At 47.9% G+C, this 14347-nt stretch carries 10 protein-coding genes; 7 read left to right on the top strand and 3 right to left on the bottom strand.

The genetic code is table 11. The features are described from left to right. The first annotated feature begins 348 nt into the window (after nt 1-348). Complete coding sequence (locus tag ACXX82_RS09770) at nt 349-3102, top strand: EAL domain-containing protein (protein ID WP_458562833.1); 2754 nt, start codon at nt 349-351, stop codon at nt 3100-3102. An 83-nt stretch (nt 3103-3185) separates the two neighbouring features. Here ACXX82_RS09770 and ACXX82_RS09765 read toward each other — a convergent pair whose 3' ends face one another. After that, nucleotides 3186-4283 (bottom strand): tartrate dehydrogenase, encoded by a 1098-nt coding sequence (locus ACXX82_RS09765; RefSeq protein WP_322234113.1) that lies wholly within the window; start codon nt 4281-4283, stop codon nt 3186-3188. 346 nt (nt 4284-4629) lie between these two features. On the opposite strand from ACXX82_RS09765, the gene ACXX82_RS09760 reads away from it, so the two are divergent. Further along, nucleotides 4630-4971 (top strand): hypothetical protein, encoded by a 342-nt coding sequence (locus ACXX82_RS09760; protein WP_322234110.1) that lies wholly within the window; start codon nt 4630-4632, stop codon nt 4969-4971. Between the two features lie 189 nt (nt 4972-5160). Beyond that, nucleotides 5161-5526, top strand: coding sequence for a PXPV repeat protein (locus tag ACXX82_RS09755; RefSeq protein ID WP_323506184.1), 366 nt, complete (start codon nt 5161-5163; stop codon nt 5524-5526). A gap of 211 nt (nt 5527-5737) precedes the next feature. On the opposite strand, the gene ACXX82_RS09750 is transcribed toward ACXX82_RS09755, so the two are convergent. Continuing rightward, nucleotides 5738-6202, bottom strand: a complete 465-nt coding sequence (locus tag ACXX82_RS09750; protein WP_323506185.1) for an RDD family protein — start codon at nt 6200-6202, stop codon at nt 5738-5740. 446 nt (nt 6203-6648) lie between these two features. On the opposite strand from ACXX82_RS09750, the gene ACXX82_RS09745 reads away from it, so the two are divergent. From ACXX82_RS09745 to ACXX82_RS09730, 4 genes are all read left to right on the top strand, one after another. Next, nucleotides 6649-7368, top strand: coding sequence for a fimbria/pilus periplasmic chaperone (locus ACXX82_RS09745; RefSeq protein WP_323506186.1), 720 nt, complete (start codon nt 6649-6651; stop codon nt 7366-7368). A 13-nt stretch (nt 7369-7381) separates the two neighbouring features. Beyond that, a complete protein-coding gene (locus ACXX82_RS09740; RefSeq protein ID WP_458562832.1) occupies nt 7382-9832 on the top strand; it encodes a fimbria/pilus outer membrane usher protein in 2451 nt (816 codons plus the stop codon). 1 nt (nt 9833) lies between these two features. Next, nucleotides 9834-10424, top strand: coding sequence for a hypothetical protein (locus tag ACXX82_RS09735; protein WP_322234098.1), 591 nt, complete (start codon nt 9834-9836; stop codon nt 10422-10424). Nucleotides 10425-10531: 107 nt separating this feature from the next. After that, entirely contained in the window at nt 10532-11308 is a 777-nt protein-coding gene (locus ACXX82_RS09730) for a fimbrial protein (protein WP_458562831.1), read from the top strand. A gap of 631 nt (nt 11309-11939) precedes the next feature. Here the strand turns inward: ACXX82_RS09730 and ACXX82_RS09725 are convergent. Beyond that, a complete protein-coding gene (locus tag ACXX82_RS09725; RefSeq protein WP_323506188.1) occupies nt 11940-14126 on the bottom strand; it encodes a hypothetical protein in 2187 nt (728 codons plus the stop codon). Nucleotides 14127-14347: the final 221 nt, after the last annotated feature.

Genomic DNA, 14347 nt, shown 5'->3' with positions numbered 1-14347 from the left:
GAGAAATACAAGCTGCAGTGACGCCTAAGCGGTCAATATAATAATATCGAACTGCGGCCACCTCGTAGACTATCCCGGCGCATCCGTTGATATAGTTATCTAAATTACAAATCACTGTATTATCCAAATATGCCTGGACTGGGGTTGCTGGGCTGGCGTGCTAAATCCGGGGTGTCTTAAACCAGTGCATTCTTTATCGGAAACTAATACTTTCCGGCATCGAGTTCGGGGTTATTATTGTTTTTGAGAATTATTCTTCTCGGACGTAATTAATCCGTTGGCTTGCGCACCGTCAACCATCCGGAGTTCGGCATTCTCGGTCTCAATGCATGTTCCCGAGATATAAAAATGATTAAAAAAAGTATTAAATCTTTAGTCATCATTTCCCTCGTCGTCGTAGTGTTCGTACTCGTTCTATTAGCCAGCTTGTCTGTATACATGGAAACGAAATTGAACAGTGCCACGAAATGGGTCGACCATACCCATCAGGTCCTGAGTACGATTGAAAAATTTCAAAATAATCTGATACGCGCCGAATCGGCACAACGCGGGTATTTTGTCCTCCGGGCGGCGCGTTTTTTAAACGATCGTGAAAATGCAGTCGATTTGGCGCGCGTGAATATACGCGAAATAGAAGCGCTCACGTTAGATAACAATAAACAAATACATTACCTGAAGACGCTTCAAGACTTGTTTGCGCAGAGAGTCGCGATGTTCATCAAAACGCAGGCAATTAGTGACACCTTGGGGAGCATTCCTGCAGCGCACTATTTTGTTGAGGGCGCCGATATATCTAACAGGTTGCAGCACGTGACCAAGAACATGATAGACGAGGAAAATGGGTTGCTGACGGCCCGCAATGCAAAAGAATCGAAGAGTCTGCGCTTAGCTCACGCTAGTTTCATTTTGCTGGGCGTCTCACTTACACTGGTTTTATTGCTGTTGGCAAGGCGTATCGTTCGGGATTTGGGGGCGCAAGAACAAGCGATTGAGGTGCTGCGACGGTCCCGCGACGAACTTGAAACGCGAAACCAATATCAGGCAAGAATGTTGCGCAGTGAAGCACTGATTCAAATCGCGAGTCGTATCGCCCATTTTGGCGGTTGGATGGCTGATTTAGAGACCGATCAGGTTTCCTGGTCGGAAGAAGTGTGTGACATCTATGCCGTATCACACGGCACCACTCCGACGATTGCAGATGCAAGTCAGTTTTACGTGGACAAAGGGCGCGTATCACTGACACATCTCTTTAATACTTGCGTCCGCGACGGCACGCCCTACGACCAAGAGGTGGAAATTTTAACGGCCAGCAAGCGCCAGGGGTGGGTACGTATCACTGGCGAAGCCGTACGCGATACAACCGGACTGGTCATACAGATAAGGGGAGGAATCCAGGATATTTCCGAGAGGAAGCGTTCCGAGGCGAACGCGGTACGGCAGGCGGCGCTGTTGACGGCCACTCTGGAAAGTATTACCGACGCGTTTGTGATGGTCGATCGACAATGGCATTTTAAGTATCTCAACCACGAAGCTGAGCGGCTATTGCAAATTTCGAGTGGGCAGGTTCTTGGCACCAGTTTGTGGGATATATTTTCTGAAGCGGTCGGTGGCCAATATGCCAGGGAATATCATCGGGCGATTGCACAAAACTGTTCAGTGGCTTTCGAGGAATATGACGGGAAACTGAAAATATGGATGGAGATACGGGCATATCCTTCCGAAGAGGGCCTGGCTATCTACTTTCTGGATATCAGCCAGCGTAAGGCAATGGAGGGCGAATTACACGCACTTGCATTCTACGATGCGCTGACTACACTTCCCAATCGTCAGTTGCTGCTCGACCGGATCGAGAAGGCGGTGGCGTTAAGCCGGCGTACAGGACGTTTTGGCGCTGTGCTATTCATTGATCTGGATAACTTCAAGGGTATTAATGACACTCGCGGGCATGACGAAGGCGATATGTTACTAAAGTTAGTTGCTAACCGGCTGAAAGAATCTGTGCGGGTCAGCGATACGGTGGCGCGGCTCGGTGGCGACGAATTTGTTGTCTTGTTAGAAGATTTAGCGGATGCCGAGAAAGAGGCAGCGGACAATGCCGGGGGAGTTGGTGAAAAAATACTTAACTCCTTTGGCAAGCCTTTCGAGATCATCTATCAGGAGCACTATAGTAGTGCCAGCATCGGCATCGCCATTTTCGGCGGTCCATCGATTACTTCCGAAGACGTTTTGAAACAAGCTGATCTTGCAATGTATCAGGCAAAAGCGTCCGGGCGCAATGCCATGTCGTTTTTCCTCCCCGAAATGCAGGCACTAGTCACCGCTCGTGTTGCTATGGTCACCGATCTTCGTCATGCGTTGACCAGGAATGAGTTTCTTCTCTACTTTCAACCGCAGTCTGATGTGCAGGGCCGAATGACCGGGGCTGAAGCGCTTGTGCGCTGGAACCACCCGGTGCGGGGATTGGTGATGCCAGCAGAGTTTATTTCCATCGCAGAAGAAACCGGTTTAATTATGCCACTTGGGCTGTGGGTATTGAGCACGGCTTGCGTCCAATTGGCTCGATGGGCTAAATCGCCAGAGACCGAGATGTTTAGTATGTCGGTAAACGTCAGCGCTTCCCAGTTTCATCATCTGGATTTTGTAGATCAAGTTGTGAAGATCCTTATTGATACAGGTGCGAATCCCGCCAGACTCAAGCTTGAATTGACCGAAAGCCTGTTGATTAAAGATGTTGAAGGCACGATTAGCAAAATGCATGCTCTCAAGGCCATGGGCATTGGATTCTCGCTAGACGACTTTGGAACGGGTTATTCTTCACTTTCCTATCTACAGCGCCTGCCTCTGGATGAGTTGAAAATTGATAAAGTCTTTATCCAGGATTTTGCCGATGAACAACAAGGCGCGATCATCATCCGTATGGTCGTAGCTTTGGGTAAAGCGTTTAATCTGGACGTGGTTGCAGAAGGAGTAGAAACGGCCGAACAATATGCATTCGTCGTAGAAGAGGGCTGTCAGGCATACCAAGGTTACCTGTACAGCAAACCGCTACCGAAGCTTGCACTAGAGGCATTCATTCTTGAGCGGTGCGATGTATCGCCGTAAGCAAAAGGTATTATTTTGGAATAGGCCCGGTCAAGCATCGAGTATCAACTATCGCGGGCCATTCCCAACACTACAAGCCTTCTTTAGATCGCTTCAGACACCAGTCGGGCGATCGCTTCACCCATCGCAGTGGTGGACGTATTTCCGCCCATATCAGCGGTATGCGGCCCAGATGCGAGCGTAGATTTGATTGCAGCCAATATTGCGTCATGCGCCTGACGGCCCTTGCTATCGCTACTGCCACCGCCGAGAAAGTCGAGCATCATCGCACCCGACCAGATCATGGCAATTGGATTGGCGATGTTCTTGCCGTAGATATCCGGGGCCGAGCCGTGGACCGGTTCGAATAAGGAAGGAAAATGGCGTTCCGGATTCATGTTCGCCGATGGTGCCAGACCGATAGTGCCGGTGCATGCTGGTCCGAGGTCTGAGAGGATGTCGCCGAAGAGGTTGGAGGCAACCACGACGTCGAAGCGTTGCGGTTGCAGGACAAACCGCGCGCACAAGATATCGATGTGTTGTTTGTCCCACGTAATGTCTGGATATTGGCTTGCCATCTCGGCTGCGCGGGCATCCCACCAAGGCATGGAGATTGAAATGCCATTGCTTTTGGTCGCCACCGTGACGTGCTTGCGTGCACGCTTTTTGGCCAGTTCAAATGCGAACTTGAGAACCCGATCACTGCCGCGACGTGAAAATATCGACTGTTGCATCACGATTTCGTTAGGCGTTCCCTCGTACATAATGCCACCGACGGACGAATATTCACCTTCAGTGTTTTCGCGTACGATCATCATGTCGATATCGCCAGCGCCACGATCTGCCAGCGGGCTGCGCACGCCTTCGAAGGTTTGCGCCGGGCGCAAGTTGATGTATTGGTCAAACTCGCGACGAAACTTTAATAACGAGCCCCATAGCGAAATGTGATCGGGCACGATGTCAGGCCAGCCGACTGCGCCAAAATAGATCGCGTCCATTCCCGACAACTGCGCCTTCCAGTCGGCTGGCATCATATTGCCGGTTTGCGCATAATAGTCGCAACTGGCCCAGTCGAATTCGGTGAGTTCCAGATTAATGCCAAAACGTTTGGCGGCAGCGTTGACGACGCGCAGGCCTTCGGGCATGACTTCCTTGCCGATGCCATCACCTGCGAGTACGGCGATTTTGTATGTGGTGTTCATTGGTGTTCTCCTAGAGCGTCGTGGACGCGGGCAGTTGTCATTATAGTCATTCTGCTTGATCTTATAATTATGACTTTAGTTAACGCATTGCAGATGGTGTGAAAAACCGCTGGCATCCCAAAATGTAGGCGTATTTAACTTGCGCGTATTTGTTGCAGTGGTTCAAAAATCGCGCTGCTCAGCCGTCGCCGATAAGTAAGGTAGTCTGCCCGTCTATATCACGCCAACGTTAAGGAGCAGAGTTGTAACGGGTTGTAATGCGCGTCAACGTTATCTTTCCCAAGTCGTTTATATCTCAACTCCTCGAGAATCATCTTGAGGCTACTAAGATACCTAAGGGACACACATGAACAAATTCCACGCTGCTTTGATCACCGGTTTGTTAATCACTGCTGGTTTCGCTCAAGCTGCAATGCCAACCGCAGCAGTTAATGCCGCAACATCTACCTCAGTATCTGCAAATCCTGATGTAAAAGCACCAAGTGCTCTCGTTGCTGCAGACACTAAAGCAAAAGCTGGCGCAGAAGATGTCAACGCAAAAGCACATGCTGGTGTCGTAGATGCTAAAAGTGATGCGATGAATACTGCAACGAAAGCGCACCACACTTCGCTTAACAGTAAAGTCAAAGTGCACCCCGCTGGTGTTGGTGTGAACGCAAAAGCAGGTGCATCTGCATCTGCTAAGTAATCAAGTTAGCGTGTAAAAAAAGAGACAGGCTTGTCCTGTCTTTTATATTTCAGTATTTGACTGACTACGTTCAACAAGTTCTTGTATTACGTCTGGGTTAATAAATTTCTTTGAACGATAACTGCCAATTCATGGTAGTGGCGCAAGCCGAATCGGTATTAAAAATGGTTTAAACAGAAGGAAAAAATGATGAAAAAAACGATTAGCATCATAGCCGGGCTGATCACCAGCGCGGTATTAGTGATGGCGGCAAGTCCCGCTATGGCGCACGTGGATGTGGGTGTAAATATTGGCCTTCCGGGCATATATGTTGCCCCTGAACCCGTCTATGTTCGTCCAGAACCGGTGTATGTTCAGCCGCGTCCGATATATGTTCAACCTCGCCCTGTTTATATAGAGCAGGATCGTGAGTCAGAGTGGCATGAACGCCGTATGCGTGCGCGTGAATGGCGTGAACGTCAATGGCGAGAAAATCATTACCGCGAAGATAATCACGATGACCACCGTGATGGCCGCCGTGATGAGCGTCAAGAAGAACATCGCGATAACCATTAATATTTGTCGCGTTAAAGCGGCTTTTAGCTGCCAGACCACAATGTACTTATCTTCCAGCCTCGGGCCGCCTATTGAACAAAATAGGCGGCCCGAATGGTTTAAAAACTATGCACGTGCGTATTGGGAATGCTGGCCAAGATAGCTGGCTAAGGAAAGCATATGTCGTAAGCGTATGACCACCAATTTTATAAAGCGACTATTTCTCGATTTTTTAAATGCCGAACCTGACAGGCTCTGTTCCTTTGTTTTTCTTCCGCACAACCACCGTTCCCGCCAGTTTGTCATGCCACCCCTGTTTTTTTCTATCGAATCCAACCCAGATAAAACCAAGGCAAAAGATAATCGCTGAAAGGTAATAGCCGATATAGCGGATTACATGCTGCTTCAGGCTTGGTGGTTCGCCGGTTTCTGCATCAACGATAGTGGCACCTATCACCATTTTTCCCGGCGTTGCATTCTTGGTAGTCCAAAATATAATTACGACGACGGCCGGCAAAATATACGAAATCAAAATATTAGACGCACCCGTCAACGTGACGCCGGATGCCATTTCCACACGCCCATAAATGGCGAACAATATCGGAAAAATCACCATCATCATCAAAATGGTGTCAATCAGACTGGCCCAGACGCGCGCCCAAAATCCTACATATTCAAGCTCGGTGGATATAAACATCGGTTAGCTCCAGATAGTGCAAGTTGGTGATGATCGGGGGGATCAAGGCTGTAAGGGAGAATCCAATACTTAGCAAATTGGTTCTTTGGATTGTGCCACATTTAATTTTTCGATAGTCTATTCTTGATACCATTTTATTCAAATAATCCGGTTCTGGTACCGTTTAAAGCAGAGGGCGCTCCATTCCCATTGCAAGGTAGAAACCACCTGCAAAATGCTTTGTTCAGCTGACCCCTCAATAAATAAATTTCTGCTTTTCCCTACACCCTTTAGGGAATTCTTTTTTCATTACAGATATGTCTAATTTGTCGGTAATTTATAGATACTTCTCACGTATTAAAAGGGTTCTCCAGTATTTTTCGACGCCAGTATTTTCTATAATTCTTCCACTATGTTTTAGCTTGGATATGACAGGCGTCTGTCAATAATACGAAGGGATCAATGAAATGTTTTTTCAAAAAAAAGCGTGTCTTTTTGCGCTCACGCTAGCTTGTGCATTACCCTTTTTTGCGAGTATTGCAAAAGCCTCAGTCACGCTGGAACGCCTGGCAGTGATTGTCGATAGCAAAACTGGTGAAGGCGTAAATAATGTCAAAAATACGTTTCCCTATCCTATATTGCTGCACTCTTTTATTGAAGATATTCCTGAAGATACGACGACTAAAATAATCGTATCGCCACCAGTCGTACGTATCGAACCTGGCGAAACACAAATGGTACGATTTATGCTCAACGGCGATCAGAAGTCAAAAAAAGACACGCTGAAGCGTGCTGTGTTTGAAGCTATTCCACCGGAATCAACCGGCATCAAATTCGTACTCCAGCAAGCTGTTCCGCTTTTTGTTCACGTCAATGCCGCCGAGCAAGAAAATGCCGAAGACACCTACAAAAAACTTCAGTGGACGCGTGATGGTAAGCAACTTAACGTGGTCAACAACAGCAATCAGGTCGTTATGTTTATGCCGCAACTGACATTATTGCCGTCAAAAGAACAGGCAGTTTTATCGGGCGGATATTTATTGCCTGGCCAACAGCGCGTTGCGGTTTTGAGTGATGCAACATCTGCCTTTTCTTCGCTAAGTCTGTTGCCTGTAAATGATTATGGGCACACCACGAAAGAGATTGTTTCTTCCGTCACCGATCTGATGACCAAAGCACCAACCTAAGAAAAAAACTGACATGAAGAAATTAATACCGGCAGCTTTAAGCTTGGCCGTAAGGATAGCGCACGCCTCAGAATTGGCAATGGTAAATTTCGATACGGATATTTTGCGAGCACGATCTTTGCCGCAAGAAATGGCGACCCACTTTGCTAAAGGTGGCAAATTTCCGATGGGCAACCAGCGCGTTGATGTGCGGATTAACCGAGTCAAAACTATCACAGCGACCATCCGCTTTGATGATGAGGGAGTGCCTTGTTTTAGCGCAGACAATTTGCAAATACTTGGTATCGCGCCAGCACCGGAGCAAATGCTTTCCATCGGAGAAGCATGTCGACCTTTGACCGAGCTTGTGCCGCTAGCTACCGCACATTTCTATCCGCAACGTCAAGCGATGGATTTATATGTTCCCGCTGAAGTGATGCGAGCATCAAGCGAGCCAGAGCTCGCTCTTCAACGAGGTGGTGCGGCTGGAATGTTTAATTACGACGTGTCCTACTTTCAGGGGCGTTATGCAGGTGGCGGGTTTGATTCCTTTTCTGGTTTCACAGAGCTTGGTTTGAATGTCGATAATTGGGCGCTACGGAGTCGACAAACGTTCACGCAAGATGACACCGGTCGTTTGGATCTTCAACACCAGTACGCTTACGCGCAGCGTTCGGTGATGAAGTCGCGTACGATTTTACGTGTTGGGCAATTGAACGGGGACGGCTCTCTCTTTTCTGTTCCTTCCTACGTCGGCGCGCAATTTATCCCTGATTTTGCTGCAAACTCCCTGGATGGTGTGACGACCACAGTGTCTGGAATGGCGGAGACCGTGGCGCGTATTGAAGTGCGTCAGCAAGCCACGCTGGTGTACTCAACGGTGGTACCGGCAGGTGCTTTTTCGTTGAAAAAAGTGCCTCTCCTAAGTCGTACATCAGACGCAATTGTTACAGTGATTGAGTCGAACGGTCAGCACCAGACGTTCTCTGTACCGGCTTGGGATTTCGCAGGCGGTGCCGGACAATCACGTCCTACTTTTTTTGTCGGGATGGGACAAACCGGCGTTCTTAATACAGGCAACAAGGATCGTTCCAGCTGGCTTTCCTACGGTTCAGTTCAAATGCCGCTTGGAGAGGCCAGCAGTGGAATGGCGGGATTTTTATTGGCTGACCGATATTATGGCGTCGGCGCTACTGCGCAACGTTCGTTCGGCTCCGTCAGGAACCGCATTGGTTCGCACAGCCTTAATATGGGCTTGCGCACGGCCACAGATCAAAGTTCCGACAGCACCGGGGCAATAGTCAATATTGGTAGTAGTCATCAACTTCGCTCCGGTTTTGGCGCTAGTTTTGGCGCGTCGACGCAGACTGAAAAATATCGGGAATTTGGTTCGCGTTTCCGTCAGCTAAATGCTGATGAGCAGCACACGGTAAATGCGCTGGACGATCTGGATGAGCGTAGGAATTCCTATAGCATGGGAGTGAATTATTCCCACCGCACGTTGGGTAGTGTGAGTGCGTCTTACTACCATCATGTGTTGGCACATCATGGTGAGACTGGGCAATTCCGCGCGAGCTGGCGCAAAACGCTCAAACGAATGTCGTTTAATGTAAATGCCGAGCGCACTACCCGACAAGCCAGTGACTGGCGCATTTATGCCAGTTTGAGTATGCCGTTGGGCAAAGGTAATTTTGGGGCCTCAGCGCAGAGATCTGGTGGTCATACATCACTCGCCGAGACTTATAGCCAGAGCGTTAACGACCAGTTCGCCTATTCTTTGGGATCAGCACAATCTGCTTACGGTGGACCGAGTGCTTCCGGCTCAGTATCGTACCTATCGCGGGTGGCAGCAATGAGTGCCTCAGTTTCAAGTGGCTCTGATGGTACTGGCAGCAGTAGCTTCAGCATCAAAGGTGGTGCGGTGGCGCATGGCGGTGGAGTGACATTAACACCGCATCGGGTCGATGACACCTTTGGCGTCGCTTCGGTTGGTGAGTTCAGTGGCGTCAAAATGATGACACCATCGGGACCAGCGTGGAGTGATTGGCGTGGCTACGCAGTTATTCCAAATTTACGCCCCTTCAGTGCTGAACGTATTCAGCTTGTCCCTTCAACGCTGCCACGTAATGCAGATATTAAAAACGGCGTCAAAGAAGTAAGAATGGCGCGCGGCTCCGTGACCAACATTCCGTTTGAGGTCACACAGGTACGCAGAATGTTTTTGAACATGCAGGATGGAGATGGCCATCCAATTAAAGCCGGTGCGATCGTTTCGGACGTTGAAGGCACATACATCACCACGATAGTCGGTCGCGATGGTGGCGCTTTCATCCCAAATGTTACAGATTTGGACGCAGTCCAGGTACGCGTTGGCAAGACGATTCTATGCGAGGTCGCCTTACCGAAAAAGCAGGCAAGCGACCAGATCTATGAAACAGCCACGGCGGTGTGCCAGCAATCAATTAATAGTGAAAAGAAATCTTGAGATGAAACATTACACAAAATGGGCAAAGTATTTTGCCATCGCGGCTTTAATGGGAGGCAGTTGCGCATCCGCGGCCTTTGCGCAGACAGGCGAAAACTGCTCTCTGGCGCTATCTCAAACGCAAATTGATTATGGCAATTTCACGCATGAATATTTGCAAGCGACCAGCGTGGATGGCAAGTCTGCATCTGCTGGACGGCAGGAGCTATCCGTGCAGGTTAGTTGTCAACGACCTGTCCGCCTAGGCTTGAGAATTACCGGGATGGGTGCAGAAACTGAGAAGACGATCCAGTTTGGTACTGCAGATGAAGGCCATGTTATCGCTACTCTAGGCCCAGCTATCGTCAACGAGCGGCCCATCCAGCAATGGCGTGTGTTGCAGGCCAACAAACAGAACGACATACAAAAAGCGGACTTGCAGTTGCAGGCAGATGAGACGGTTGTTCCTCTGGCATCTGATGGAACAGAAATATTGGTCAGCACATTGCAGGCCAAATTAGCACTCTCACCACAACTCAATCTACAAGGAAAGTCGGGTTCCGCGCAAGCCATTATGAGCAGCAATATTCGTATTTCTATTATTGAGTTGTAGTAGGAAAAAATTGGAAGTGAGTTTTATCCAAAAAAATTTCTCCCGTTAGGGAGAAATCTTCGCGCGACATAACGTGCATTATTTTTAATTTATGAGGTTTTACAACAATGAAACAAATTTCTAAACACTTATTAGCAGCATCTATTGCGACGGTATTTTCTGCTGGCGCAATGGCGGCAGACACTGCGACCGTTACGTTGAACGTAAAACTGACTCCTGGCGCGTGCGTCGTATCGATTGGTAATGGTGACGCTACGTTTGAATATGGTACACAGTCTGCTTCAGCGCTGGGTAAAGCACTTTCTAAAAAGACAAAGACTTTTACAGTAGATTGTAACGGCGCAGACACACCAATTGCGCTAAGTATGAATGATACTAATTTTGAGAACGGCGACAAAGTTGGTACCGATATTCCTCTGGCGGATCTGGGTATTACTTCGATACTGGGCTCCATCGCGCCTGCTTACTTCTACAACATGACCACATTAGTTGATGCAAAACCGGTCAATGTCGGTATCTGGGGTGCCCAGCTTGACAATATCAAGTACGGTGCGAAGACCAAAGCGTTGAAGACAGCACATCCGATCCGTCTGGCGATCGAGGGCTCAGACAATGTTGGCCTGCCTACCATACCAATCGCTGATATCGCGAGTCTTACTGGGACTAAAGAGTATCTGACTCCTGGTGGCAGTAAGATACATTTGGCTGACCCGCTTTCAGTTTTGAACCTTCACAAAGCTATCGGTAGCTACTATACCGGTGAGATAAATGTTCAGCCAGCCATCGCTTCGCTAGATAAATTGATTGCAGCGGGCGTGAAAACTGAAGAAGAAGTCGACATCACTGGTGTCGCTACATTCACTGTAAATTATGGTTCTTGGTAAGTAGCCGCCGCGCAGGTAATAAAACTGCGTGCTAGTTAATGAAAAACACAGCATCTAAAAATGCTGTGTTTTTTTTATTTAGATTTAATTTAAGGTTTTTCGCCTACAAACCGCACAATTATTCAGAGAGTTTTTCCTACATATATTGAGAGGCATGTAAATCCTAGGGCACTGTTTTTTTGCTAAAACAGTGTTGCAAAATTGTGGAAATATTGTCACTCTACAGTTGGGGGGCTTCGACATGACCAGATTGGTAGTCGGTTATGGGCTTTCACACTGAATGGCGCAACCACGCAGGCGAGTCACAACTGAATTGTTCCATGTAACCGCAGGACCGTCGAATAAACGATGGAAAATTTCAACCTGAATAAAAGCATCATTGGTACATCGGTTGAAAACCAGATTGGAGCAGAATTCTCTCCCTTTTGTGACATGCGGCATTGATGGACCGTTGAGCGGTTTTGAGCAGTTTTTGCGTGATTTAAAAAGCGTTGACGGTTTCGAAAAACCGACGAGCGTCAGTCCGATACAAGTCTTTAAATTGTCAATGTGATTTTCCTCGCTTTGCTCTTATGAAGAGAGCAAAACGAGGACTTTGAAGAAGATTTTAATTATATTCTTACAGCGCTACCTAGAACGGGTTAATCTCATCTTTAATCGGCTGAAAAGAGACGGTAGTAGAAGAAGAAATAGTATGTGTATCTTTTTGATACCCTTTTACAATAATACTATATTCCTCAACTTGTCCCGCTGGCATTGTAAATTCAAATGTTGAAGAATCAGTGAGTCTCTCTGTCGGATTATGTTCCGTGGATCTAACTGGTCTTCCCCATCGATATTCGATCGGCATCGGAGGCGTCGCTTCATGTGGATTACTGGCTTGAACAACGACTCTGGTTGCGCCACTTTCCAACCTGGTTTGAGTGGAGTGAAACGTCAATCCATTCAGAAAGGCTTGCGTCGTCCCGATTGGCATAATTGAAGTCATATGTGGAGCTCTTACTTTATTATTTCCCTCTTCGAATCCTTCGATATTAAAATTATATTCTTCAATTTGTGTCGCAGGCATTGTAAATTCAAATGTAGAAAACTTGGTGCGCGAGCCACTTTTAGGATGATGTTCGGTTGAGCCCGGTGGCGCTATCCAGTAGTATTCCACCGGTGTCGGCGATGCCGACATGTGCGTATTGATAGCCTTGACTACTACTTTGGTGCCGCCTACTTCTAACTTGGTTTGGGTAGTTTCAAGCGTCAATCCATTGAGGAACGCTTGTGTCGACTCCGCAGGCGTAATTCGCGTCTCTAATATGCGGATTAATTTATTATTGACCTTGTCATACGTAGGGACGTAGAGATAATAGTTTTCAGTTTGTGCTGCTGGCATCGTATATGCAAACGTAGTCAACTCAGACCTCTTTCCATTTGCCGGATGATGTTCGGTCGAACCTGTGGGGCCTCTCCATCCGTAGGTCAACGGTGTTGGAGGCGTTGGCGCATCCCGATTAATGGCTTTGACGACGACTCTGGTCTCGCCGCTGGCTAATTTATCTTGCGTGACATCAAGTTTTAATCCGTTTACGAAGCCTGTGATCGACTGACTCGATGGAGCGGTGCGACTGCCTTTCAAATTAGATTGCGTGTCACCAGGCTGCAAGCGGTTCAGAAACGCCTGATGCGCTTTAAGAGGCTGAATTGAGGCATGAATAAAAGCATGAACGGTAGTATGCGCCCTTTCGGCTACCATCATACTAAGATCGTATTTTTCAGTTTGTGCGGCAGGCATCGTAAATGTGAACGTCGAAGACTCGAGCTGTTCTAATTCAGATTCAGGATGATGATCAACGGAATTCGATGGCGGTATCCACGCGTAATCCATCAGTTTTGGCGACGTTGGTACAGTCGGATTGCTGGTTTTAGCAACCACCTGTATTTCGCCATTCGCTAACTTTGATTGCGTTATATTAAGCTCTAATGCGTTCAGGTATGCCTGCGTCGATCCAAGGGGTACAACGGAGGCATTGACGGTAGCGGAAACGTTAGTGTTCCCCTTTTCCATTCCTGTTACGCCCAGGTTGTAATTTTCAGTGTGCGCTGCTGGCATCGTAAATGCGAACGTCGAAGACTTACTTTGTTCATATTCAGAGGCAGGCTCATGATTAACTGAATCATACGGGGCTCCCCAATGGAATTCTACCGGCTTTGGTGACGTCTGGACATTCGGATTGCTGGTTTTTACGACTACCCGTATTGCGCCATTCGCCAATTTCGATTGCGTAAAGTCAAGCTTCAGCCCGTTCAGGTAGGCTTGCGTCGACTCAATTGGTACCACGGAAGTACTGACATGACCGGCGATGTTACTGCTCCCCATTTCGATTCCCATCAAATCGATAATGTATTTTTCAGTTTGTGCTGCGGGCATTGTAAATGTAAAAGTCGACGACTCGGTTAGTTCTGATTCTGGTTGATGATCTTCAGAATTCGACGGCGTTATCCAGTAGTACTCCATCGGCGTCGGTGGCATTGGCATTTTGGGATTATTGGCAACAACAGTCACACGGATTCTGCCGTCTGCCAACTTAACCTGGGTTACATCTAGATCCATCCCGTTCAAAAAATCTTGCGTCGACTTGGCGTTATTTGCGTTAGCTCTCAGTTTGTTGTTTGGAGCGGCTTCTGCTGCACGCGCGTTTTGACCTGCCTTCACTTTACCTATACCGTCATAAAGAATCGGGCTTGAAACGGCCGCCTGCGCAACACTCAGCACCCCTAATGCAGCCACTGTATAGGATACTTTCTTTAACCACTTTGTTTGTTTCATCGCTTTCTTTCACTGGATTGATTGTAGGATTATTGGTATTAGTTCGCGAAGGTAAAGCACCCCCGTAACTAAGCATGTTTATCAGGCCTGTTGACTTATGATTGGGGGGTACGAGGTTGCGGCCGGCGCTGCGAATGAATGTGGAGCGAGGCGACGTAGCGGTACGATAGAATGTAGCGGCAAGCTCAAACCCAACGTGTGCTGGTTCTGCATGGTTTGTC

It is taken from the genome of Glaciimonas sp. GNP009, from assembly GCF_054343755.1.
Note: the sequence above shows the minus strand (reverse complement) of the source record. Positions and strands in the feature narration are given on the sequence as shown.

Excerpts from the sequence above, each read along its gene's own strand:
- ACXX82_RS09740 (WP_458562832.1), top strand. The coding sequence starts at position 7,382 with ATGAAGAAATTAATACCGGCAGCTTTAAGCTTGGCCGTAAGGATAGCG.
- ACXX82_RS09755 (WP_323506184.1), top strand. The coding sequence starts at position 5,161 with ATGAAAAAAACGATTAGCATCATAGCCGGGCTGATCACCAGCGCGGTA.
- ACXX82_RS09770 (WP_458562833.1), top strand. The coding sequence starts at position 349 with ATGATTAAAAAAAGTATTAAATCTTTAGTCATCATTTCCCTCGTCGTC.
- ACXX82_RS09765 (WP_322234113.1), bottom strand. The coding sequence starts at position 4,283 with ATGAACACCACATACAAAATCGCCGTACTCGCAGGTGATGGCATCGGC.
- ACXX82_RS09725 (WP_323506188.1), bottom strand. The coding sequence starts at position 14,126 with ATGAAACAAACAAAGTGGTTAAAGAAAGTATCCTATACAGTGGCTGCA.
- ACXX82_RS09735 (WP_322234098.1), top strand. The coding sequence starts at position 9,834 with ATGAAACATTACACAAAATGGGCAAAGTATTTTGCCATCGCGGCTTTA.
- ACXX82_RS09745 (WP_323506186.1), top strand. The coding sequence starts at position 6,649 with ATGTTTTTTCAAAAAAAAGCGTGTCTTTTTGCGCTCACGCTAGCTTGT.
- ACXX82_RS09730 (WP_458562831.1), top strand. The coding sequence starts at position 10,532 with ATGAAACAAATTTCTAAACACTTATTAGCAGCATCTATTGCGACGGTA.
- ACXX82_RS09750 (WP_323506185.1), bottom strand. The coding sequence starts at position 6,202 with ATGTTTATATCCACCGAGCTTGAATATGTAGGATTTTGGGCGCGCGTC.
- ACXX82_RS09760 (WP_322234110.1), top strand. The coding sequence starts at position 4,630 with ATGAACAAATTCCACGCTGCTTTGATCACCGGTTTGTTAATCACTGCT.